Genomic DNA, 21,250 nt, shown 5'->3' with positions numbered 1-21,250 from the left:
AAATCTGCGATGAACGTGTGGCGGCGGTTGCTGCTCGCAGTCGTATGCGGCGTTGCGGTGGCGAGCGTCTACGCCGCGCAGCCGGTTTTGGAGCCGATGGGACGCGATCTCGGCTTCTCGGCGGAACTCACCGGCTGGATCGTCGCGACCGGCCAATTGGGCTACCTCGTGGGGCTGATGCTGCTGGTGCCACTCGGCGACGTGGCCGACCGGCGCCGGCTCATCGCCGTGCACCTCACGCTCACGGCGCTGGGCCTCCTCCTGACGGCGCTCGCGTCCACCACGTGGATCGCGATCGTGGGCCTCGCCGTGGCCGGTTTGTTCGCCGTCGTGGTGCAGACCACGGTGGCCTACGCCGCCTCGGCGTCGCCGCCGGCCGAACGCGGACGGAACATCGGTGTCGTGACCTCGGGCGTCGTGGTCGGCATCCTGGGCGCGCGGGTCGTCACCGGCGCGCTCGCCGAGATGTGGGGCTGGCGGAGCGTCTACGCCGTACTGGCGATGCTGTCACTCGGGCTCACAACGCTCGTCCTGGCCGTGCTGCCACCGGAGGAGCGCCCGACCCGGGCCTCGAGGTACAGGCAGGCCGTCGCCTCACTGGGAGGGCTGTTCAGGGATCGCACCCTTCTGACGCGCGGACTCATCGCCTTCTTCCTGTTCGCGTCGTTCGGGACCCTGTGGAGCGGACTGGCTCTGCCGCTGGCGGGCTCTCCGTGGCAGCTGAGCGAGAGTCAGATCGGGCTGTTCGGCATCGCCGGACTCGCCGGCACACTCGGCGCGGCGCGCGCGGGACGGTGGGCGGACGCCGGAAAGGCGGCGCCGGCCACCGGTCTCGCCCTCGCCCTCCTCGTCCTCTCGTGGGCAACGATCGCGCAGCTACCGTGGTCCCTGTGGCTCCTCGTGATCGGAGTGATCCTTCTCGACTTCGCGGTCCAAGTCGTGCACGTGAGCAACCAGCACCAGCTCACCGTCGTGCACGCGAACCGCACCAGCAGTGTCATCGGCGGTTACATGGTCTTCTACTCGCTCGGCTCCGCCCTCGGCGCCGCGGCGACCACTGCCGTCTTCACCGCCCACGGCTGGGGAGGTGCCAGCCTCCTCGGAGCCGGATCCGCGGCCTGTGCGCTGGCGGTCTGGGCGGCCGACCAGCGCACAGGCCGGGCCGGCGCCGACCTCCGGTCCGGCACGGCAGAACTCCGCCAGGTACAGACGCGGAGAGGCACCATGCCCGGGCAACTGCTGAAGTAGCCACCGCTCCGATCACCTCTTCCGGGTCGACCAGGCCTGCCTGATGGGACTCCGTTGGGTCTTCGGGATCGGCCTGTTCCCGGGCATGTGGGATGGATGGACGCACACGAAGTGAACCGGGTCCGGGCGAAGTCGGCGCTGTACGCGGCTGATGTGTTCGCCTCGGTGCCGGGCAAGGGCCAGCGGGCCAAGGGCGACCGCTGTCTGCGGGGCCTGATGCCGGACGGCCGCCGCACGTCCACCCAGACCATGACCGCGCGGCTGCCGAACGGCAACGAACAGAACCCGCGGCAGTCCGTGAACCAGTCCACCGGGGACCCGGTGCCGTGTCTGGCGTCTACTCGGCCGAGCTCAGGGCCGCTGCCGGAACGGGGCGAGCGTGGCGCGCACAAGATCGACGGCGCCCCAGTCGGGGTCGAACTGGGCGATCACGGCCAGGTGCTGGCGTAGCTGGAGAATCGGCATGCGTTCGCGCCAGTCGCGGTCGAGCCCGGTCAGCTCGGCGTACAGCCTGAAGAACACGTGCGCCTCGGGCGGCGGCGCCGTCGTCCACAGGTGGGCCAGGTCGACCTCGGCCCACGTGTACGACACGGCCGGGTCGATCAGCGCGGGCCGCCCGTCGGCGGTGGCCATGACGTTCAGCGCCCAAAGGTCGCCGTGCGTCAGGCACGCGGGCCTGACCGGCAGCAGCTCGGGCAGCCGGTGGCACAGCCGCTCCAGGGCCGCCCGGTCCGCGGCGTCGAGCGCCTCCTGGACGCGACGCTCGTCGAGCCAGCGCAGCAGACGGTGCTGGGCGAAGAACTCGAACCCGTCGTCGTCCCAAGTGTTGACCTGCCGACGACGACCCAGCCAGTTGTCCCGGTGCCACCCGAATCGGGGGTACCGCGTGGTGGTGTGCAGGTGGGCGAGCGCATGCGCGAACTGCTCCCAGAAGGCCTCGGTGCCCGGCCGGGCCTGTAGCACGGACAACACGAGCAAGTCGCTGTCCGCGAGGATGATCTCGGGCGTGGCGACGCCGCCCGCCTCGCGCAGCACGGTGAGCCCTTCGGCTTCCGCGGCGAAGGCGTCGTCCGACGGCGGCTCGCCGAACGCCTTGACGAACACCGACGTGCCGTCACCGCGGCGCGCGAGCCCCGCGGTCGCGGCGAGGCCTCCAGTGACCGGCTCGGCCGCGACGACATCGGTCAGACCGGCCGCATGCAGGCGTTCGCGTAAGAAGGGCATCGCGTCTGTCACGGGTGTGCTCCTGTCGTCGTAGTCGAGATCAACGATGGTGGATCCGGGCTCGGATGCTGAGGGCGGTGAGGTAGAGGCCGCAGGCGCAGTCCAGGGCTTCTTCGGAGGTGCCGACGAAGCCGCCGGTGGGCAGGATGGTGTCTTCGTACTTATCGGTGCCGGCGAGGTAGAGGGCGAAGCCCCAGGTGCAGGCGGAGCCGCCGTAGCGCGGACGCATGAGTTTGACGGACCCGCCGTCGGCAAGTTCGCCGTCGACATGGGGGAACTGATCGCGGTAGCGGACGTCCAGGCCGGCGAGGGTGGGCCAGGAGGTACGGGCTCGCGCGCTCGGCTTCCGGACGAGGGAGGCCTTGGTCGACTCCGGCACTGTGGGCATAGGGGTCATCCTGCCTGGTTGCCCGCGTCAGTGGTGCGGCACGCTCCAGCCGGTAAGATCCACTTCTGCTGATCGGCCTGCCTGCCTTGCCCGTTGCGGCTGCCCGCCCGATACCGCTGACTGCCTCGCAGAGGCACCGGCTGAAGAAGATGGCCTATGGCCACAAGACTCCCCGCCAGGGCCGGATGCGCGCGCACATCGTGCTCCACGCAGCACTGGGCCACTCCAAGGCACGCATCGCCGGCGGATGTGTTTCTCGCTGCGGATGCGGGCGCGTTCACGTCGTTGGGCGGCGAGGACGTCGGGGTGGCGGGCGTTGGCGTTGCGCCGGCGCAGGTAGGCGTGCGGGGCCCGGGTCCGGACGGTGTGGTTGGGGTGGTTCGAGTTGGCGAGGGTGAACTGCCGCAGGGGCCCGAAGTGCGCCTCGATCGGGTCGGCCCAGGACGCGTGGGTCGGGGTGAAGCAGAGCTCGGCCTTGTTGCGGTCCGCCCAGCGGCGGATCCGCCGGTTCAGGTACGCGGACAGGTGGTCGAGAACCATGTGGATCGGGACGCCGTCCGGGCGGGCCGCGCGGATCGACCGCAGGGCCTGTGCCACTTCCGAAACCCGGTCACCAAATCTCACCTGGTGGTTCACGCTGCGGCCTCGTACTCGTCGATCAGCCCACCGAGAACGGGTATCCGGCGGGTTCGCCCCGCCCGGACCGGGAACGGGATCACGTTCGGGCCGTCGGGGGCGCGCAGACTCAGTCCGGCGCCTCGGTGGCTGCGCCCGCCGTCGTAGCGAGCGGCGTAGAGGCCGGGTCCACTTCCTGACGGCCCTGCGGCGGTGCCACCGCGGCAGCGTGCCCGGGGTGACGATCCGGTGCAGCCGCAACGCTTTCGGCAGCATCCCGGACACCCCCGCGAACACAGCCCGGTCGGTCCGTTCGAGCCGCGGCCTCGGGTCGGCACGCCGCAAGACCGCGACCTCTTGGCGCAGTACCGGTGTCTCGGCGTTCTTCGATGCCGACGATCCGGCCGGCAGCACCAGCCAGAACAGCACCGCGACGGCGAACCGATGGATCAGCCGAACCGGCACGGTCCCCCGTCATCGCAGCTCCGGACCCGTGGCCGAGCTTCGGAAGTACTACAGGGTGGCGAGGTCCAGGTGTCGCCGGCGAAGGTTGCCTCACGGAGACCGGTGGCGCCCAGACGAGGCCGCCGGGCCTCGGGAGAGCGCAAGGCCTCGGGCAACCGGCGGCAGGTCGTCGCTGAAGAGGACGCCGCGGTGGCCGGTCCCGTCCGTCAGGCCGTGTTGACCAGGGCGAGGCCGGTGGGTGTCACGGTGTGGAGGACCGCTTTGTGGTGGCGTGTGGTGGCGATGAGGCCCGCTTGCCGGAGGACCGATGCGTGCTCACTGGCAGTGGACACCGAGACCCCCGCCGTTGTCGGCAACTCCGTTGTGGTGCAACCGGCCCGGTCCGCGACGGTGAGCAGGATGGCCGCCCGAGTCCGTCCCAGAAGCTGCGCCAGCGTCGCCGGAGGGACCGTTCGCGGCCGGACGATGTCGGGCAGCGTGGAATCGGACGACGCGGGATAGAAGAGCACGGGCTGCGGCTGGGCGTCCGGGATGATCACGGGGGCGTCCGTACCGAAGACGGAAGGCACCAGGAGCAGGCCCTGCCCCTCCAGGTACAGGTCGGCGTCGATGCCCGAGGCCATGGTCACCGAGAGCACGGGGGCTCCCAGCGGAACCGCCGCGGATGGAGCCGTGTCAGCACCCGCTCCATCCCGCCGTGCAGGAAGTGTCTGGCGCGCAGGGCGCTGTCGGCCTCCAACCGGGCCTCCACCTGGGGCCGGTACGGGGTCAGCAAGACGTCGTAGGTCGCGGCCAGGCTGTCCACGAGTTGCCGCAACACGGCGGGGTCCTCGCCGAGTGATCGGGTCCAGCGCGGCACGGGCTGCCGTGCGGCGATGTTCTCCATCTCGCTGCGCAGCCGACGGCGGGGGGTGGCGCGGACCTGCTTCAGCAGTTCCTCGGGCTCCCCTGCCGTGGCCGGGGCCAGAAAGTCGGGCACCCAGCCGTGGGACGGCGTCGGGTCGAACGCCATCCGTGCCGCGGCCGACAGACGCGCGGCGGTCTCGCGCCGCCACACCCGCAGGGCGGGGGCGGGTTCCTGTCGCGCCAGACCCGCATGGCGATGCTCAGTTCCTGTAGTGGACGGATGGAGTGTGCCACCCGGGATCTGCCCAGGTCCTCGAAGGTGAAGTGGATCCGAAAGGCCACGCCCGCTTCTCCCCGCCCTCCTGATCACCAGCACGAGCGGGCCCAGCCTTTCCGAGTCGGACTGTGTTTTCACCCCGGCGCTCCGCACAGCGACACACGCGGGTCGAGTGGGCACATCCTGGCTCTGGTGGGACATCCGGCGGCTTCGGGCCCGGGTTGCCCGCGGGCGCGGTGACAGCACCGGCAGCCCCTTTTCACGAGTCGGCCGCGGCCCCACCGCCCGGCCATCCACCGCCGTCCACGCCCGGGCCGCACCACCCACGAGTCGTCAGGTGTTCCTCCGACCCGGGCCGTGTCGACACCGAGCCGGTCCTCGCCCGGCTCTCAATCGCCGACCGCGTTGTCACCGCCGATCGGTCGTGTGGGCGGAACCGACGCGCGCGATGTTTTCCTGGCGATGCACACGCGGAACGCGCGGACGCCGACGGGCTACGTGGGGCACCCGTCAATCCCCCGGGGCTCCTGGAAGGTTCACGGACCAAGCCGCCCATTCCGTACGCCGTCTCCGTCGACGTCGGCCTCGAAGTCGAGGTTGTCGCCCGCGGTGCGCTCGGCACCCGTCCCCGGCCGTGCCGGCCCCCCCGTGGATGCCGTGGCGGACCCGGACGGTACCGAGCGAGGTGGACTTGGCCAAGGCGGTCTTCGGATCCTTGATGTCGAGGACTTCACCGGCGGTGATCCGGTCGTCCGCGGCGGCTGCCGGGGTGGCGGCCGTGGTGAGGCCTCCAAGGTCGGCGCGCGGATCGAGACGTTCCGCGACATCTGACCGACGAACACCGGACGTCCCGGCCGCCGCCTTCCACCAACCACCGGGCGACTGAAACCTGCGGCCGAACTCACCCGCCTACGCCGTCCAGGACCACCTGATCGCCTCCCGGCCGATCACTGCCGCCAACGACGGTACCGTCAGGGCGATTCGGGTCCTGCCACCCGGCACAACCCAGCCGCCTCCGGCCGGGCCAGGCGCGGTCCTTGCCCACCACCGTGGACGAGGCGACCGGATGTACCGGCCAGGACGCCCCGCCCGACCGCCGGACAGTACCAGCCGCCTACCAGGCCACCCAGCTCGGGTGTCGGATGGATCCGGCCGTCGCGATCGCACGAAATCGGCAAACCAGGGTCCTGCTGGAGCGGCGCGAGGCCGCGTTCGCCGTGGCCTGACGTGTGCTCCTTACACAGTCATCTTGCGGACCCAATGTCAGTGTGAATCACTACAGTTGCTCCCCCGGTCGCGCCCGTGTGACCGGGGGTCGTTCTCGAAGGAGCTCCCAAAGTGCGTATACGAAGACGCGCGGCAGGTGTCGCGCTGGTCCTGGCGGCCGCGTCGCTCAATCTGCTCGGTGCCCCCGGCCCGGCAGCGGCACAGTCCCAGGGCGGCATCGTCCTGCCCGTGCGGTCGCACTGGCAGACCATCGCAGACAGCCGCCATGTGTACATCAGTGCGCCCGGCGACGACGCGGTGCTGGCCATCGACCACGACGGGCAGGTCGTGAAGAAGGTGGAGGGCCTCGACGGGGCGCGGGGCATGGCCGAGTCGGCCGACGAGTCCACTCTGTACGTAGCACTCCCGGACGCTGACGCGATCTCCGTCATCGACACCGCGACCCTGACCGAGACGCAGCGCATCTCAACCGGGGCCGACACCGACCCGGAAAGCCTCGCCCTCGCCGGCGGCCGGCTGTTCTTCAGCTACCAGGCCACCGTCTTCGACGCCGGCATCGGGTCGGTTGCCATAGCCGAGGCGAACCCGACCGTCAGTCTGGACGACAACCCTGTCTGGTACGGCAAGCCGCGACTCGCCTCGTCGCCGGGCGCGCCCGACCGGCTCGTCGCCGCGGAGAGCCAGGGCGCGCTGGGCATGCGCGTGTACGACGTGGGCTCCGGCACGCTTCGGGAGACCGCCTACAGCGACGCCATCGCCGATGTCGAAGACGTGGCGGTGACGCCGGACGGCAGCAGCGTGATCACCGCGAACGGCTCCAACTACTACCACCAGCGGTGGCGCCTGTCGGACCTGACGGAGGAGGACCCGTACGACACCGGCCCCTACCCCAACTCCGTCGCTGTCAACTCCTACGGCACGGTCGCCGCAGGGGTCGTGGCGGGAGGCGAGTGGGACGTTTACGTCTACCGCCCGGGGGAGACCGCCGTGTACCGCACGGTCGCGTTGTCGTCGGGGTACGCGGATCTGCTCGCCCGGGGCGTGGCCTGGGCGCCCGACGGCAACAGGTTGTTCACCACCCGCTTCCCCTACTCGGGCGAGGTCGTTCTCGACATCGTCACCGACATCGCCAAGGCATCCAGCGTGATCACTCTGTCCGCCCCGCCGACGAACCCCATCGGCACGCCGGTCACCGTGACGGGGAAACTGACCTCGCTGGTCCCCTTTCCGAAGCACAGAGTGGTCACGGTGACGCGTAACGGCGTGGAACTGCCGGATGTGAAGGTCGGACGGGACGGCACCTTCAGCTTCGGCGACACCCCGCCCGACTGGAACACGTATGCCCAGTACACGGTCACCTACGGGGGCGACGCCCAGCACGTGCCCGGCACGGCGACCGTCATGGTCGAATTCGTCGGCTGACCAGGCCAGGCGGTTCACCGAGCCCGTCACAGCGGCGTGGGGCCGTCGAGGACACCGGCCCCACACCGCGCCGGCGCACCGGATGTCGTCGGGCCAACGGAACCGGATCCGCGCCCAGGCCGGAGACTCTCCGCTGGAACTCAACTCGCTGAACATGCTGCGCACCGTGCGGACCGAGGCCGGGCGGCAGTACCTGGATCGGGACATTGTGGCGACACTCCGGGCGGAGGAGCCGGAGCCCGGCCGCCGGTACGACACAGTGCACCGGTTGTCGGCCGGCGGCTCCTCTGCCTTCTCTTTCGGGTCACTCTCACGGGCGTGCGATGGGTTGCCCGCCGTGACCGGACTCGAACCTGTCCCCTGGCCGTCTGCCCCGATCAGGACCGAGCGGCTCGTGCTTCACGAGTCCGAGGCCCGGGACCGTGCGGCGTTCATCGAGTTGTTCGCCTCGCCGGAGGCGGGCGCCTACACCGATGGCCCTCGACCGCGCGATGCGCCTCGCGGCGAAGCTGGGGTTCACCGAGGTGGAGCGGTTCGAGGAGGCTGACTCTTCCGGCAGACCGTCTTGCGTTCCGCGGCCGAGGAGGGCAGGCCGCTGACCGCCGTCACATCGCCCGGAACGGAAAGCTCCCCGAGGCGCCACTCGGCATCGCCCTCGCCGACGACCTCGCACGCCTGTCGGTGTGAGGGAGTGAGGCCCACGCCCGCCGTCTGCCCGTGCGCGGCACGGGCAGACGGCGGGCGTGGGGAGACGGTGGTGGAGCAGCGACGGTGCCCGGCGGCCGCCCGCAAAGACGTGCGCCCCCGGGCGATCCGGCGGCGGAGGACCGGCGGCGGTGCCCGCCGTCGCCGAACCGCTCGGGGCGGCGACGGCGGCTACGGGGCGGACGCCGGGGTCCGCGAGGCGTTTCCGGTCCCGGCGCTCTCCTCGCCGCACAGCGCCTGCCGGGACAGCGCCGCCAGCGCGTCGTCGATGGGGTGGTGCCGCGGCTGCCCCGAGGAGTCCAGCGTGTTCCACCTCGCGAGGTTGACCGCGAAGGACATCTGGCGCTCGCCGTCGGCCCGGGTCAGGGACACCGTCCCGGCTCCCCAGGCCGAGCCGTCGTGGCCCCAGAAGGTGCCGCAGCCGGGGATGCCCACCTTGTGCAGGCCCAGGCCGTACTCGATCACCGTTCCGTCCAGGGCGCGGACCGGGACCGTGCGCCGCATCTGCGCCAGCGACGCCCGGCTGACGACCTTTCCGTCGAGCAGCCTGCCGTAGAAGCGGTTGAGGTCCGCCATGGTCGACACCAGACCGGCCCCGGTCATCACCCAGGACATGTCGTAGACGCTGTAGTCGCGCGGCGGGTCGATCAGGCCGTACAGCGCCTCGTACATCCGCGGGTGCGGTCCCTCGATGCGCGGCCCGTCCGGGAACCCGGTGTGCCGCAGTCCGGCGGGCTCGATGACGTTCCGGGTGATGTACTCCTCGGCCGTGGTGCCGGTCACCTCCTCCAGGAGCCGGCCCAGCAGCAGGTAGTTGGTGTTGGAGTACACCCCGGTGGGGCTTCCGGGCTCGCCGGCGGGGGGTGCCGCGAGCCCCATCTCGATCAGTTCGGTCGAGTGGAACCGTCTGAACCGGTTGTCGTCCAGGCTCTCGGGCGAGATGTCCGGCAGGGAAGGCCACTTTCCGAGCGACGGGAAGGCGTAGGGGAGGTATTCACTGATGCCGCTGGTGTGGTTGAGCAGCATCCGGACCGTGACCTTCCTGCCGCGCTCCCCCGGCACCAGGTGCGGCAGGTAGTCGCCGATCGGCGCGTCGAGCCGGATCCGGCCCCGTTCGACCTGCTGCATGACCGCGGCGGCGGTGAAGGTCTTGGTGATGCTGCCGACGCGCTGCCGCATACCGGGCCGGACGGGGCGGCCGGTTTCGACGTCGGCGACCCCGGAGGCGCCGCGCCACGTCCGGCCGCCGTCGCGCACCTCGGCGTAGACCCCGGGTATTCCCGCGCGGTGGACACCGTCCAGGGCGGACTGCAGCTCCGCCGATTGGAGACCGGCCGGCGAGCCCGTGCCGCCGGTCGGTACGGCCCGTGCCCCGCCGGGGGCGGAAGCCGCCGGCACCGTGCCCGCGCAGACGCTCAGCGCGGCCACGCCCGCGCACAACGCCACTCGAAGTCTCATGACAGCCGTCCTTTCCCGGTCGGTCGGGTACGTCGGTTGGATGCGTCGCTTGGGTGCGGTGCGGGCTCTTCCCGTGCCGGTCGGCATGCGCGGTTCACCCGGCCAGGGCGCGGCGCAGGGCGGCGCCCAGTTCGGCGATCTGCCGCTGGGAGACGTCGGCGGACAGGATCGCCTGCGACCCGTGGAAAGTGCCGGGCCACTGGTGCAGCTCGACCGACACGCCGGCCTGCAGCAGGCGCAACGCGTAGGCGATGTCCTCGTCGCGGTTCGGGCAGAACTCCGCGGTGGCGATGTAGGCCGGCGGCAGGCCGGACAGGTCGGCGGCCCGCGCCGGGGCGGCGTACGGGGTGGCCGGGGCGGAGCCCAGGTAGTGCCGCCACGCCGCGGCGGCCTTGTCGCGGTTCATCCAGGGTGTGTCGGTGAAGTTCCGCCGCGACCACGTCTCCTGCCGGTCGTCGAGACCGGGCTGGTTGAGCAGTTGGAAGCAGATGGCCGGTCCCTGCTCGTCGCGTGCCCGCAGCGCCACCGCGGCCGCGAGCCCGCCGCCGGCGCTGTGGCCCCCCACCGCGATCCGCTCCGGATCGACGCCGAGTTCGGCCGCGTGCCCGGCCGTCCAGGCCAGCACGGCGCAGGCGTCGTCCAGGGCGGCCGGGAACGGGTGCTCGGGAGCCAGGCGGTAGCCCACCGAGACCACCACCGCGCCGGAGGCGTCGGCGAGCCGGGCGGCCCAGGGGTGCTCGGTGTCCAGGTCCCCCATGACGAACCCGCCGCCGTGCAGCCACACGACGGCGCCCCGGGCCCGGTGCGGACGGTAGATGCGCACCGGCACGTCCGGGTCGGCGGACACCGTGCGGTCCTCGACCTCCATGGCCGAGGTGTCCGGTGGCGGCAGTCCGGCGGCCAGGGCGGCGAAGTTCTTGCGCTCGGTGGCCGGGTCGGTCAGGTCGGCCGGGGGGAACAGCGGGATGAATGCCTCGAGTTCGGGGTCCATGCCGGCCATCCTGGCGGCCACCGCCCCGCGGAATCATCCGCCGTCCGTCGCGCGTCCCGCCCCGGTCACGCACCGCCCGGCGCGCCCCCGCCCTTCTATCCTTCCGGTATGGAGGCACTGGCCGTACGGCTGTCGGGACTGGATCCGTACGTCGACGGCGCGCTCCGCGTCGTCGCGTTCTACGACACGCTGATGCGCCGGCGGGTGGATCTCCCGGCGCTCGCCCGGGCCTCGGCGGGCCTGGCCGAGTGTGTGGCCGGGATCCGGCTCCATGGCACGGGGCGGGCGATCCGCGTCCGGCCCGACGGCAGGGAGGCGTCCGCCCCGCCGTCCCCCGCGTCCACCAGTGCGCCGGTCACCCTCGACGAGGAGGGGATCGGCACGGTGTGGCTGGAGCGCCCCGGCCCGCCCCTCCCGCTGGACGACGTGTTGCTGGACCGGCTGGCCATCGCCGTCGCGGCGGCCGTCGAGCGGTACGGTCCGGCCCACACCACCATGGCCGACCCCGCTCTCGTCGAACTGGCCATCAGCTCCGACAGCGACGATGCGGCCAGGGCCCGGGCGCTGCGGCTCCTGGGCTTCGGCCTGGGCCGGCCGGTCCGCGTCGTCGCGACCCGGTCGCGGCTCCCGCTCGACCGGGTCGGCGCCCTGGTCTGCCCCGGCGGCCCGGTGAAGGCGGCACCGCTCGCCGACGTGGGCGTCATCCTGGCCGCCGCCGTGGACCCGGAGCGGTTTCCGGCGGGCGTCCGTGCGGGCATCGGCGCCGCCGGGAGCCCCGACCGGTCCTGGCGGCAGGCCCGCACCGCCCTCCGCTTCACCACCGCGCGCCGGCCGGTCGTCCACCACGACGGACTGGGGGCGCTGGCACTGCTCTCCGAGGTGCCCCGGGACGCCGTGCGGGACAACGCCGACGTGGCCGCCGTCGCCCGGCTCGCCGGCCACCCGGAGAACCTGGAGACGCTGGACGCCTACTGCGCCACCGGCTCCCTGCGCCGGGCCGCCGACCTCCTCCACCTGCACCACAGCAGCGTCTCCCGCCGCCTTGACCAGATCGCGAAGACCCTGGGTTTCGACCTCACCGAACCCGCCGGACTGGTCCGGGCCACCCTCGCCCTCGCCGCATGGCGGCTGCTCGACGGCTGAGGACGACACCGGGCCGCGGGCGCCGCGGGCGCCGGCGGCACCGACGTACCGCGTCCGCCCGCGGGCAGCGGCCTGTCATGCGACGAGTCCCCCTCCGGCCGACCCCTGGAAAGAGCCGTACAGCCCCCGGAGCACAGCTGCCGCTTTCCTCAACGCGCAGGACGACTCGCGTGAGGGCAGCCCGCGCAAGGCGTCGCCGAACGGCCGGCGGGTGCCGGAGGGTGGCGCCTTCGTTACCCCGGCCGTCACCGCCGGTGCGGGCCTCCGGCGATGCGGGTCAACGAGGTTCATGACCCCCTCGCGTGCTTCCGTGTACCAGTCGACCACTCGCGGCTCGGCGGCCTCCCGCTCTGGCCGGGGTACCTCCTGCCGCGCCCGTGTCACCGCGAACTCTCCACCGTCACGCACCAAAACGCGTAAGTGGGTGCTTTTGATCCTCCGGCCGGCGAGGAACCGGGTCATCCCGTGGGCGCGGCGAGGGCGCCCACGGGATGTGCTCACCTGGTGAACCGGGAGGCGAGGTGCCGTTGCGTGATCGGGGTGCCGTTCATGCCGTCAGACGCCACAGGGACGTGATCTCGGCGCTTCGCGCTGTGTGGAGCGGGTCGGCGACGTCCTTGGAGCGTGGGTGCCGGGGCTTGGTGTCGATCTTGTCCACAACGCGGAGGTGTGCTGCATGAATGGCGTCGAGCAGTTGCCGACGCGTCCGGAGGCCGAGGCGCTCTGCCAGGTCGGACAGGACGAGCCAGCCCTCGCCACCTGGCCGGAGGTGGGCGGACAGTCCGGTGAGGAAGCCGTGGAGCATGGTGCTGTCCGGGTCGTGGACGCCTTGCTCGACGGGGCTGGTCGGACGGGCGGGGAGCCAGGGCGGGTTACACACGATGAGATCGGCGCGGCCCTCGGGGAACAGGCCGGGACCCGACACCTCGATACGGTCGGTCGGTGCGAGCCGGTGGGCGTTCTCCCCGGCGCAGGCCAGGGCGCGTGGGCTGATGTCGGTGGCCGCGACGCGGTTGATTCCGCGGCGGGCCAGGACCGCGGCGAGGACGCCGGTCCCTGTGCCGAGATCGAACGCCGTACTGGTGTCGGGACTGTGCAGGGCCGCCGGTGGCAGCGGCGTATGGGCGACCAGGTCGACGTACTCGCCTCTGACCGGGGCGAACACGCCGTAGTGGGGGTGGATGCGAGTGCCGAGCGCCGGCACGTCGACCCCTTTCGAGCGCCACTGGTGAGCGCCGATCACTCCCAGCAGTTCCCGGAGAGAGACCGCCATGGGTCCCTTTGGGGGGCCGTAGGCCTCCAGACACGCCTGGCGGACGTCGGGGGCCCGGCGCAACGCCAACCTGTAGTCGTCGTCCAGCAGCACCAGAAGCTTTCCGAGTACACGGGCGCGGTGACTGCTGCTGCGTCGGTGCAGGTGGAAGGACTCACTCAGGGAAGTGCTGGGCCTGGGCGTTTTGCGGTCGATACGGCGGCTCATCGCCTGCAGCAGTTGCCGGGCGTTGTGGAAGTCGCCTTGCCAGAGCAGGGCCGTTCCTTCGCACGCCCGGCGGTAGGCGTCGCCGGCCTTCATCCGGTCGTCGGCGACGACGGTCCGCCGTGGAAGGGGGGCGGCGTTCTCGGAATGCCGGCGGGCGGACTGTTGGGTGTCGCCTGTGGTCCAGTGGATGGTGGACACCACGTACTCCTCGTGGTCGAACGTGCACGGGCACGAAGAGCACTTCGACGGGGAGCAGGCCGAACCCACGCCTGCCCATCGGACAGGCGTGGGAGTCGAGGCAGGTGGTCGTTACCGCTCTCGCGTCGAAGCGCGGGAGCGGACGTCCCAGACAACCATGCCGAGCATCAGGGTCAGCCCTTTCGAAGGAGTGGCAGCAGGTTCGCACAGGTGCTGCTCGGCTTCCAAACGCACCAGCCCGGCCAGGTCGGCGGGTGGGCTTCCTCGCCCAACTGCCGGTACGGGGTTTGCGCGGGCGAGACGCCTGGTCACCATGGCGATGAGTACCCGGTTCAGGTGGGCTTCGGAGTGCTGCGGGAGGCGTTCGTAGTCGCGTGCGTTGCGGCGGGCGCTCGTGCACCAGCCGATCGTCCGCTCGACTTTCCGACATCGGGGCAGGACGACGAAGCCCTTGGTGCCCTTGGTGCCCTTGGTGCCCTTGGTGCCCTTGGTGCCCTTGGTGCCCTTGGGTCGGGAGGCGATGCGCAGGGTGAGTCGGAGGCGGTCGCGGGCCCAGTCCACGAGATCGCCGGCGTGGCCGCGATCGGCCCGGACCTGGGTGGGGCCATGCCACAGTCGCGTCAGAAACCCGCCATGGGATGGTTTTGAACGCCTGACGGGATCAGCGTCGGGTGACGGGGTGCCGGTAAGAACGCTGTCGGCAGCCGCGAACGAGCAGTTTCCACGTCCAGCGACGTGCGGCGGGATCGCGCTTTTGAGAGCGTTTTGTTCGGGCATCCCTCCGGCCGGGATGGGCCTGGTGCGACTTCTCGCGAGCGGCCGACGCTCCGTTCCCACAGCGGCTACGCCGCCGACGTCCTCAAGGCTGTCCCGTAGGGGTGATCGGTGGCTGTACCGTGCCTTGCCGAGTGGAGGACAGGGGTGCGCGTGGACATCGTGTCGATCTTGGGGAAGCTTGCCGAGCAGGGGGTGACCGCGCTGGTCAAGGCGGACGGTGAGCGGAGGCTGGAGCGGTCCCGTCCGTGAACCTTCGTCGCCGGCGGTGAGCCGCTGGGCGGCCAGGTGGTGCGGGTCGATGTGGTGTCGGTGGAGGCTTGCCTTGTCCGGGCGAAGACGTGCTCGGTGCGAGCTCGGACCTGCCGATGGGAGGCGTTGTGCTGCTCCTTCCACTGCGATAGGCGATCCTGTCCGGCCCGGCGGCGATGCGGGATGAGGGCACCGGTGCCCCGGTAGCCGCCGTCGGCGAGCACGGTGGCACGGCCGCCGGCCTCCTCGGTACCGGACTCGGCGAAGGCCGTGCAGTCGTTGCGGTTGCCCGGCGGCGGACGGCCGACCGCCCGCTGGGCGGGCCCGGTTCAGCGGTCCGTGGTCGCGCGTGGCGCGGGCACATGGTGGGCGAAGACGGTTCGCGGCGTCGCGTAGCACACCAGATCGTCCTGGACGGCAAGCCTGCTGATGCGGAAGCGGGAGGTGCGCAGCTTCCACAGCTTCTCGCCCGTGGCCAGGTCCCACGCGCCCAGCGAGGAGTCATCCGCCGTCATGACAGTGCGGTCGTTGAGCCGGGTCGAGGGCGGGCAGTCCCGGGTCGGCAGAATCTTCAACCAGTTCTGCTTGCCCGTGCGGCGGTCGTGGCAAGCGAAGCCTCCGAAACGCGTGGTGTAGGCGATGTGGCCCGAGAAGATCACCGGAGCGGCCATCACGGACGCGGCGATGTCCTTACCGCGCTGCCGTACCGGAGCGTAGGCACTGGTGCGCCACAGCAGAGTTCCGGTGCGGCTCTCCAGGGCCACCAGAGCTCCGTCTCCGGTCCCCAGGTACACGCTGTCCTGCGCGACGGCCGCCGGGCCCACGTTGTTCGGGTGGAGGGTCACCTCCTGGCTCCACAGTGCCTCGCCGGTCGCCCGGTGCCAGGCCCGGCAGCCGGACGCGGTGGTCGTCACGACGAGGGTTCCGTCCACGGCCGCCGGGCCGATGAGGTACTCGGGAGAAGCCGTCCGCCACACCACGGAACCGGTACGGCCATCCAGGAGACAGACGTCCTTCAGTCGGACGACCACGACGCCCTCGTCCACCGCCGTCAGCGTGGGCGCCCGCTGCTCCGCCACCGGCTTGTCCCACAGCGGCGCGTCGGTAACGGCGTCGCGGTCGACACTCCACAGCACACGGCCGTCGTGGACGTCGACCGCGGTGACGGCTTTGGCCCCCGCCACGTACAGGACGTCCGCCGTGACCGCGATCTCGGTAAGCAAGGCGCGGGTGCCGACGACTTGCGTCTGCCACAGCTGTCTGCCCGACGCGGTGTCCAAGGCCGTGACGGTTTCGTCGTCACGGCCGACGAAGCATCGTCTCCCGTAGAGCACGGGGTAACTCATCACGGGTGCAGATGCTTTGACCTTCCAGGCAAGCGACTTCACCCTCGGACGCTACCCCGGCTTCACAGAGCCGTACCATGCGCCGCCCGGCTCTCGGCGCATGGGCAGCACGGGTAGTCGCCGGCGCGGCAACCGTGCGTGCGACGCACGGTACAAGGCTTACCGTGCAGATGTTCCGATGTTCCGCGGGAAGGTGGCTCCCGGACACGGCGAGCACAGGGTGATGTGGCCCAGTGGGGGTCTGCCTGCGCCGGCTGCCCCTGCGGGTCGGCACGGCAGGCGGGGCCCAGGGTGCGGTGTCGGGTGAGGAGGGCCAGGGCGGCGGCTTCGTTGGCGGACCCGCACCCTGGTGCTGATCTTCTCGGCGAAGATCTTGTCCCGGGGGATGTTCTTGGCGGCGAGCGCGTCGATCCGGTCGTCGCGTTCCCGGCCGAGGGTCGAGCAGCGCGCGTGGCCGATGCGGATGTCGGCGGTCGGAGTGTCCGGGTCGATGGGCGCCAGGGGCGGGGGCCGGGCCGCCACGGCTGCCCGGAGCCTCGGTCGGCCGGCGTGGCCGACCGCAGGAGCTCGGTGAGCCGGGGCACCTTGGTGAAGCGGCCGGTGTGGTGGGCGCCGGCGACCGCGCCGCCGCGCGAGTGGCAGGGTGACCCGGGCTCGGTGCCGCAACGTGGGCACGGGTGGCGCTCGATGGCGTCCACGTCGGGCACGAGTGCGGAGTGAGGGTCCGTCATGAGCCCGGGTTTTCGCACAACGCACCTCTCAGAAGGGGGTCTGCGCCTCTTTTGACGGAGAACGAGTCGCGCGAATCGATCCGGGGTTCGAAGGTCTCTCCCGGCCCGCAATCGATCTTGCTCGGGCAAAGGAACGTTCATGAGAGTGCCGGTCTCCTCCGATGCCGCCGGAAGGAGACCTTTCAGATGTCAATTCGACGGCCCTGGAGTTCTTGGGACGTGGCGGCCTACAGGCCTACGATGAGCGGCATGTCGCTCGATGCCTCCCCGTCTTCCGTATGGCCGGTCCTGCACTACGACGACACGAGGGCGGCGTTGCGTTTCCTGGTCGACGTGCTGGGATTCACGCAGGTGGTGGCGGCACCGGATGAGCATGGCGGGATCGGGCACGCCGAGCTGCGCCGGCCTGGTGGTGGTGCGCTGGTGTTCGGTTCGACCCGGCACACGGACAGCGTGCACGGGCGGATGCGGGCGGGAACCAGCGCGGTCTACGTGGTGAGCGACGACGTGGACGCGGTGCACCGGCGGGTGGTCGACGCCGGCGGCGAGGTTCTCGAACCGCCGCATGAGACCCGGTTCGGGTCGGGCGCGGCGGCGTACGTGTGCACGGTGCGGGATCCGGAGGGCAACGTGTGGACCTTCGGCACCTACCGCGGACCTTCGTCGGCGTAGGGCACCAGAGACCGGAGGACCCCGGCCGGTTGGGCCGGGGTCCTCCGGTGCTGTGGCGCTGGGGGTCAGTGGCTGCCGGCGAGTTCGCCGGTGAGCTTGCCGTGGAGGTCCGCGCTGGGGTCGTTCAGGCCGGTGATCTCCACCGTCTTGCCGCGCTGGGCGTACTTGGTCTCGATCGCGTCGAGTGCGGCGACGGAGGAGGCGTCCCAGATGTGGGCGGCGGACAGGTCGATGACGACCTTCGCCGGGTCGCCGGCGTAGTCGAACTGGCCGACGAGGTCGTTGGAGGAGGCGAAGAACAGCTCGCCGGTGACCCGGTAGACGACCGTGCTGCCGTCGGGGTCGGTGACGGCGGTGACGTGGGCGAGGTGGGCGACGCGCTTGGCGAAGATGACCATGGCGGTGATGGAGCCGACGACGACGCCGATGGCGAGGTTGTCGGTGGCGACCACCACGATCACGGTGATGGCCATGTCGGCGATCTCACCGGCGGGCATCCGCTTGAGGGTCTTCGGGGCGATGGAGTGCCAGTCGAAGGTCGCGAACGACACCATGATCATGACGGCGACCAGCGCGGCCATGGGGATGTCGGAGACGACCGGCCCGAAGGCGATGCACAGCACCATCAGGAACACGCCCGCGAGGAACGTGGACAGGCGGGTGCGGGCACCGGACACCTTCACATTGATCATCGTCTGGCCGATCATGGCGCAGCCGCCCATGCCGCCGAAGAAGCCGGTGACGATGTTGGCGACGCCCTGGCCGATGGACTCGCGGGTCTTGGAGGAGGGGGTGTCGGTGATGTCGTCGACGAGCTTGGCGGTCATCAGCGACTCCATCAGGCCGACCAGCGCCATCGCGAACGCGTACGGCGCGATCGTCGTCAGCGTGTCCAGGGTGAACGGCACGTCCGGCAGGCCCGGCACGGGCAGAGAGGACGGCAGGGCGCCCTTGTCGCCCACGGTCGGCACCGCGATGCCGGCCGCGACCGTGACGACGGTCAGGATGACGATCGAGACGAGTGGGGCCGGGATCACCTTGGTGACCTTCGGGAAGAGCACCATCAGCGCGAGGCCGCCGATGATCAGCGGGTAGACGGCCCAGGGCACGTCGTGCATCTCGGGCACCTGGGCCATGAAGATCAGGATGGCGAGGGCGTTGACGAAGCCGACCATCACCGAGCGCGGCACGAACCGCATCAGCTTCGCCACCCCGAGCGCGCCGAGTGCGACCTGGATGGCACCGGCGAGGATGACGGCGGCGATCAGGTAGTCCAGGCCGTACTCGTGGTTCAGGGGAGCGACGACGAGGGCGATGGCGCCGGTGGCGGCGGAGATCATCGCGCGACGGCCGCCGACGATCGAGATGACCACGGCCATGGTGAAGGAGGCGAACAGGCCGACCGCCGGGTCGACCCCGGCGATGATCGAGAACGAGATCGCCTCGGGGATCAGGGCCAAGGCGACGACCAGGCCGGCCAGGACCTCGGTGCGCCAGACCTTCGGGTTGCTCAGCCAGTCGGGCTTGAGGCCGCGCAGCCGCGCGGCGGGAGTCACAGCAGCAGAAGACAAGGAGATGCGTACCTGTCGTGCTCGGGCACACCCCATCGGCAGGCCGGGGTGTGCGGGAAGGACGCGCAGGGGCCGGGCGGCGCCCCGCGAACAGCCCGCGGGGCGGACCGGAAGTCGCAAGGGGACGGACGCGAGGCGAGGCGGCGCGCACGGGCGGCCGGGCGGCTCACGTCCGGAGGCGAAGGGTTACGGCGGGCAGGCGGCGGCGATCGGCGTCATGGGCTCGCGCACGCTCTCTCCTGCAAGAATCGGATCTTCGCCGGGGGCGCCATCGGCCCCGGAACGGCAGTGGCGGGGCGGCCGGGCCGCCCTCACCGTCAGCAACTCTACCTTAACGTTAGAGTAGAGATCGGTGAGGTCACACGGACGCGGCTCGCCACGATGGAAGGGCCGGGACAGCGGCGTGGACGACAAGCACATGCAGATCGGCGAGGTCGCCGCGCGGACAGGATTGTCTCCGCGCACCATCCGGCACTACGAGGAGACCGGCCTGGTCATCCCCTCCGCCCGGTCCCAGGGCGGCTTCCGCCTCTACACCGAGACCGACGTCGCCCGGCTCATGGCCGTCCGCCGGATGAAGCCGCTCGGTTTCACCCTGGACGAGATGCGCGGCCTGCTGGATGCCACCGACCGCCTCGACGCCGCAGAGCCGGTTGACGGAATCGAGCGTGAAGCGCTCCTGGAGCGGGTGCGGGCCTACGAGCAGACCACTGCCCGGAAGATCGAGGAGTTGCGCCTCCAGTTGGCCCGTGCCGAAGACTTCGCCGCCACCCTTCGTGCCCGGCTCGGGCGCGCCCCTGGTGAGGACACCTCCACGCGAGCCCCGGCGGCTCACGCCTGACCGACGGCCCGCGCCGCGTCACCCGGCCGGGCCTTCTGCGCTCAGCGGTGCGGTGGTGCGGAGCGGAGTTCCGCCGCCGCGGAGACACCCGATGCCGGGTGTGGCAGGCAGCCGTGGAGGAACGCTCGGACCTCGGCGGTGATGAGCGCCGTGCGGTCCGAGACCGACAGAGCAGCCGCGCCGTAGTGGCTGCGTTCGGACACCGCGCCGGAGGTCGACAGCAGGAAGTGGTCGGCCGTCAGGGAGGCATCGGCCACTTCCGGTACTCCGATGTCCGCCAAGCGACGCAGTTGGCGGGCAAGCTCGCGCTGGATCCGCTGCGGCCCCGCGATCTGGGAGGCACAGTTCACCGAGGAAGAGCTGCGCCCGGTGGTGCGGGAGGCGGAACGTGCCGGGGTACCGGTCGCGGCCCACGCACACGGCACCGCGGGAATCGCCGCCGCGGTCGCCGCCGGCGCGGCCACCACCGAGCACCGCACCTGGACGGGACGAGACGGGTGCGACGCACGCGAGGACCCGATCGCCGCCATGGCGGCCAAGGGCATCGCGGTCCGCCCGACCACCGGCCCCGACCGGCGCGGCTTCGCCCAGCGCTTCGGTCCCGAGCGCGCCGAGGAGACGTTCGCCCGGCCGCGCTGGATGCACGAACAGGGTGCGGCTGATCACCGGGACGGACGTGGGCAGCAGCCGAGCCGTCTGCGACGACTCCGTCTCCAGCCGGGAGTTCTTCCACCACCTCGGCCACTCCCCCACCGAGATCGTCGATCCGGCCACGCACGAGACCGCCCAAGCCCTCGGCATCGCCCACGACACCGGCCTGCTCCGCCCCGGCCACCACGCCGACCTCCTGAGCGTGGCCGACACCCCCCTCGACGACCTCCAGGCTCTGCGCAGGATGCGCCTGGTCATGACAGACGGCGTGCCCCCACCTCCCCAAGACCTCACGCTCCCGTTCGTGAATCTCCCCACCGCCTCAAGCCGGATAGGTGGAGGTCGTCGATCGGCTGGAGGGCCTGCGGGGGCAGGAGTGGGCGTCCACGGCGTCCGTGCGCCGAGTTGGCTTTCCTTCGGCTGGTGGCTGGTAGGGCGGACCATCCCCGCGGGCGCGGGGCCGACGGCGGCCCGGGCGGCGTGGACCGCTGCGAAGGCGAGGACGAGCCGCGTCGCCGGGGTGGTGGCCGCCGCGACGGAGCGATCGGCCCGCTCGGGGACGAGCGGTTGCGGCACGGCGTACTCGTATCGCCCGACCTGGATCCGGCCGGCGGGGTAGCGGAAGATCAGCCCGTTCCGCTTGGCCCGGGTGGACAGCGAGCGCGATGGCTTTATCGAGCAGTAGTGACGTCGCTTGTCGATGAGTTTGGGAGGCACCCCGAACC

19 protein-coding genes and 5 pseudogenes are annotated in these 21,250 nt (G+C 71.4%); 10 read left to right on the top strand and 14 right to left on the bottom strand.

Going from position 1 to position 21,250, the window contains the following annotated elements; translation table 11 throughout:
- Positions 1 to 9 precede the first annotated feature (9 nt).
- Positions 10 to 1,248, top strand: coding sequence for an MFS transporter (locus tag ABD335_RS21910; RefSeq protein WP_344326215.1), 1,239 nt, complete (start codon positions 10 to 12; stop codon positions 1,246 to 1,248).
- 96 nt (positions 1,249 to 1,344) lie between these two features.
- A pseudogene (locus tag ABD335_RS21905) lies at positions 1,345 to 1,575 on the top strand (IS701 family transposase); the annotation flags it as partial.
- 24 nt (positions 1,576 to 1,599) lie between these two features.
- Here the strand turns inward: ABD335_RS21905 and ABD335_RS21900 are convergent.
- The 5 genes and pseudogenes from ABD335_RS21900 to ABD335_RS21880 all read right to left on the bottom strand — a co-directional run bounded on the left by ABD335_RS21900 (position 1,600) and on the right by ABD335_RS21880 (position 4,919).
- The gene (locus tag ABD335_RS21900) at positions 1,600 to 2,484 is read right to left on the bottom strand and encodes a fructosamine kinase family protein (protein ID WP_344326190.1); all 885 of its coding nucleotides are present in this window, start codon (positions 2,482 to 2,484) and stop codon (positions 1,600 to 1,602) included.
- A 28-nt stretch (positions 2,485 to 2,512) separates the two neighbouring features.
- Positions 2,513 to 2,860: a hypothetical protein gene (locus ABD335_RS21895; RefSeq protein ID WP_344326188.1), complete on the bottom strand. Its 348-nt coding sequence runs from the start codon at positions 2,858 to 2,860 to the stop codon at positions 2,513 to 2,515.
- Positions 2,861 to 3,103: 243 nt separating this feature from the next.
- Positions 3,104 to 3,448: pseudogene (locus tag ABD335_RS21890) on the bottom strand (transposase); the annotation flags it as partial.
- Between the two features lie 698 nt (positions 3,449 to 4,146).
- Positions 4,147 to 4,578: an ArsR/SmtB family transcription factor gene (locus ABD335_RS21885; RefSeq protein ID WP_344326186.1), complete on the bottom strand. Its 432-nt coding sequence runs from the start codon at positions 4,576 to 4,578 to the stop codon at positions 4,147 to 4,149.
- Entirely contained in the window at positions 4,566 to 4,919 is a 354-nt protein-coding gene (locus tag ABD335_RS21880) for a hypothetical protein (RefSeq protein ID WP_344326184.1), read from the bottom strand. The genes ABD335_RS21885 and ABD335_RS21880 overlap by 13 nt, the downstream gene beginning before the upstream one ends.
- Positions 4,920 to 5,720: 801 nt before the next feature.
- On the opposite strand from ABD335_RS21880, the gene ABD335_RS21875 reads away from it, so the two are divergent.
- The 3 genes and pseudogenes from ABD335_RS21875 to ABD335_RS21865 form a co-directional block, all read left to right on the top strand.
- Positions 5,721 to 5,894 carry a hypothetical protein gene (locus tag ABD335_RS21875; protein ID WP_344326182.1) on the top strand — a complete coding sequence of 58 codons (174 nt, stop codon included), beginning with the start codon at positions 5,721 to 5,723 and terminating at the stop codon, positions 5,892 to 5,894.
- A gap of 507 nt (positions 5,895 to 6,401) precedes the next feature.
- Entirely contained in the window at positions 6,402 to 7,712 is a 1,311-nt protein-coding gene (locus ABD335_RS21870) for a hypothetical protein (RefSeq protein WP_344326181.1), read from the top strand.
- Between the two features lie 337 nt (positions 7,713 to 8,049).
- Positions 8,050 to 8,205, top strand: a pseudogene (locus ABD335_RS21865) (GNAT family N-acetyltransferase); the annotation flags it as partial.
- A gap of 383 nt (positions 8,206 to 8,588) precedes the next feature.
- Here the strand turns inward: ABD335_RS21865 and ABD335_RS21860 are convergent.
- Entirely contained in the window at positions 8,589 to 9,875 is a 1,287-nt protein-coding gene (locus ABD335_RS21860; protein ID WP_344326179.1) for a serine hydrolase domain-containing protein, read from the bottom strand.
- A gap of 94 nt (positions 9,876 to 9,969) precedes the next feature.
- Positions 9,970 to 10,866, bottom strand: coding sequence for an alpha/beta hydrolase (locus ABD335_RS21855; protein WP_344326177.1), 897 nt, complete (start codon positions 10,864 to 10,866; stop codon positions 9,970 to 9,972).
- Positions 10,867 to 10,974: 108 nt separating this feature from the next.
- On the opposite strand from ABD335_RS21855, the gene ABD335_RS21850 reads away from it, so the two are divergent.
- On the top strand, positions 10,975 to 12,009 hold the full coding sequence (locus ABD335_RS21850; protein WP_344326175.1) for a PucR family transcriptional regulator: 1,035 nt from the start codon (positions 10,975 to 10,977) through the stop codon (positions 12,007 to 12,009).
- A 547-nt stretch (positions 12,010 to 12,556) separates the two neighbouring features.
- Here ABD335_RS21850 and ABD335_RS21845 read toward each other — a convergent pair.
- The 5 genes and pseudogenes from ABD335_RS21845 to ABD335_RS30885 all read right to left on the bottom strand — a co-directional run bounded on the left by ABD335_RS21845 (position 12,557) and on the right by ABD335_RS30885 (position 16,790).
- Complete coding sequence (locus ABD335_RS21845; protein WP_344326173.1) at positions 12,557 to 13,687, bottom strand: methyltransferase; 1,131 nt, start codon at positions 13,685 to 13,687, stop codon at positions 12,557 to 12,559.
- A gap of 111 nt (positions 13,688 to 13,798) precedes the next feature.
- On the bottom strand, positions 13,799 to 14,248 hold the full coding sequence (locus ABD335_RS30890) for a hypothetical protein (RefSeq protein WP_425583703.1): 450 nt from the start codon (positions 14,246 to 14,248) through the stop codon (positions 13,799 to 13,801).
- Between the two features lie 518 nt (positions 14,249 to 14,766).
- A pseudogene (locus ABD335_RS21835) lies at positions 14,767 to 15,021 on the bottom strand (transposase); the annotation flags it as partial.
- Positions 15,022 to 15,042: 21 nt separating this feature from the next.
- A complete protein-coding gene (locus tag ABD335_RS21830; protein ID WP_344326171.1) occupies positions 15,043 to 16,101 on the bottom strand; it encodes an outer membrane protein assembly factor BamB family protein in 1,059 nt (352 codons plus the stop codon).
- 20 nt (positions 16,102 to 16,121) lie between these two features.
- Positions 16,122 to 16,790 (bottom strand): zinc finger domain-containing protein, encoded by a 669-nt coding sequence (locus ABD335_RS30885; RefSeq protein WP_425583702.1) that lies wholly within the window; start codon positions 16,788 to 16,790, stop codon positions 16,122 to 16,124.
- Between the two features lie 249 nt (positions 16,791 to 17,039).
- Here ABD335_RS30885 and ABD335_RS21825 point away from each other — a divergent pair, with 249 nt between their 5' ends.
- On the top strand, positions 17,040 to 17,462 hold the full coding sequence (locus tag ABD335_RS21825) for a VOC family protein (RefSeq protein WP_344326170.1): 423 nt from the start codon (positions 17,040 to 17,042) through the stop codon (positions 17,460 to 17,462).
- A gap of 65 nt (positions 17,463 to 17,527) precedes the next feature.
- Here the strand turns inward: ABD335_RS21825 and ABD335_RS21820 are convergent, their stop codons facing one another.
- A complete protein-coding gene (locus ABD335_RS21820) occupies positions 17,528 to 19,069 on the bottom strand; it encodes a SulP family inorganic anion transporter (RefSeq protein ID WP_344326168.1) in 1,542 nt (513 codons plus the stop codon).
- Positions 19,070 to 19,436: 367 nt separating this feature from the next.
- On the opposite strand from ABD335_RS21820, the gene ABD335_RS21815 reads away from it, so the two are divergent.
- A complete protein-coding gene (locus ABD335_RS21815) occupies positions 19,437 to 19,874 on the top strand; it encodes a MerR family transcriptional regulator (RefSeq protein WP_344326165.1) in 438 nt (145 codons plus the stop codon).
- Positions 19,875 to 19,915: 41 nt separating this feature from the next.
- Here the strand turns inward: ABD335_RS21815 and ABD335_RS21810 are convergent, their stop codons facing one another.
- Positions 19,916 to 20,224 carry a TetR/AcrR family transcriptional regulator C-terminal domain-containing protein gene (locus ABD335_RS21810; protein WP_344326164.1) on the bottom strand — a complete coding sequence of 103 codons (309 nt, stop codon included), beginning with the start codon at positions 20,222 to 20,224 and terminating at the stop codon, positions 19,916 to 19,918.
- On the opposite strand from ABD335_RS21810, the pseudogene ABD335_RS21805 reads away from it, so the two are divergent.
- Positions 20,145 to 20,375: pseudogene (locus ABD335_RS21805) on the top strand (amidohydrolase family protein); the annotation flags it as partial. The gene ABD335_RS21810 and the pseudogene ABD335_RS21805 sit on opposite strands and share 80 nt — an antisense overlap.
- Positions 20,376 to 20,526: 151 nt before the next feature.
- Positions 20,527 to 21,144, top strand: coding sequence for an amidohydrolase family protein (locus ABD335_RS21800; RefSeq protein ID WP_344326162.1), 618 nt, complete (start codon positions 20,527 to 20,529; stop codon positions 21,142 to 21,144).
- Positions 21,145 to 21,250 lie beyond the last annotated feature (106 nt).

It is taken from the genome of Streptomyces macrosporus, from assembly GCF_039533145.1.
Classification (GTDB): Bacteria; Actinomycetota; Actinomycetes; order Streptomycetales; family Streptomycetaceae; genus Streptomyces; species Streptomyces macrosporus.
Note: the sequence above shows the minus strand (reverse complement) of the source record. Positions and strands in the feature narration are given on the sequence as shown.

Coding starts and splice junctions, on each gene's coding strand:
- ABD335_RS21895 (WP_344326188.1), bottom strand. CDS start 2,860: ATGCCCACAGTGCCGGAGTCGACCAAGGCCTCCCTCGTCCGGAAGCCG.
- ABD335_RS21850 (WP_344326175.1), top strand. CDS start 10,975: ATGGAGGCACTGGCCGTACGGCTGTCGGGACTGGATCCGTACGTCGAC.
- ABD335_RS21855 (WP_344326177.1), bottom strand. CDS start 10,866: ATGGACCCCGAACTCGAGGCATTCATCCCGCTGTTCCCCCCGGCCGAC.
- ABD335_RS21860 (WP_344326179.1), bottom strand. CDS start 9,875: ATGAGACTTCGAGTGGCGTTGTGCGCGGGCGTGGCCGCGCTGAGCGTC.
- ABD335_RS30885 (WP_425583702.1), bottom strand. CDS start 16,790: ATGACGGACCCTCACTCCGCACTCGTGCCCGACGTGGACGCCATCGAG.
- ABD335_RS21910 (WP_344326215.1), top strand. CDS start 10: ATGAACGTGTGGCGGCGGTTGCTGCTCGCAGTCGTATGCGGCGTTGCG.
- ABD335_RS21820 (WP_344326168.1), bottom strand. CDS start 19,069: ATGGGGTGTGCCCGAGCACGACAGGTACGCATCTCCTTGTCTTCTGCT.
- ABD335_RS21825 (WP_344326170.1), top strand. CDS start 17,040: ATGTCGCTCGATGCCTCCCCGTCTTCCGTATGGCCGGTCCTGCACTAC.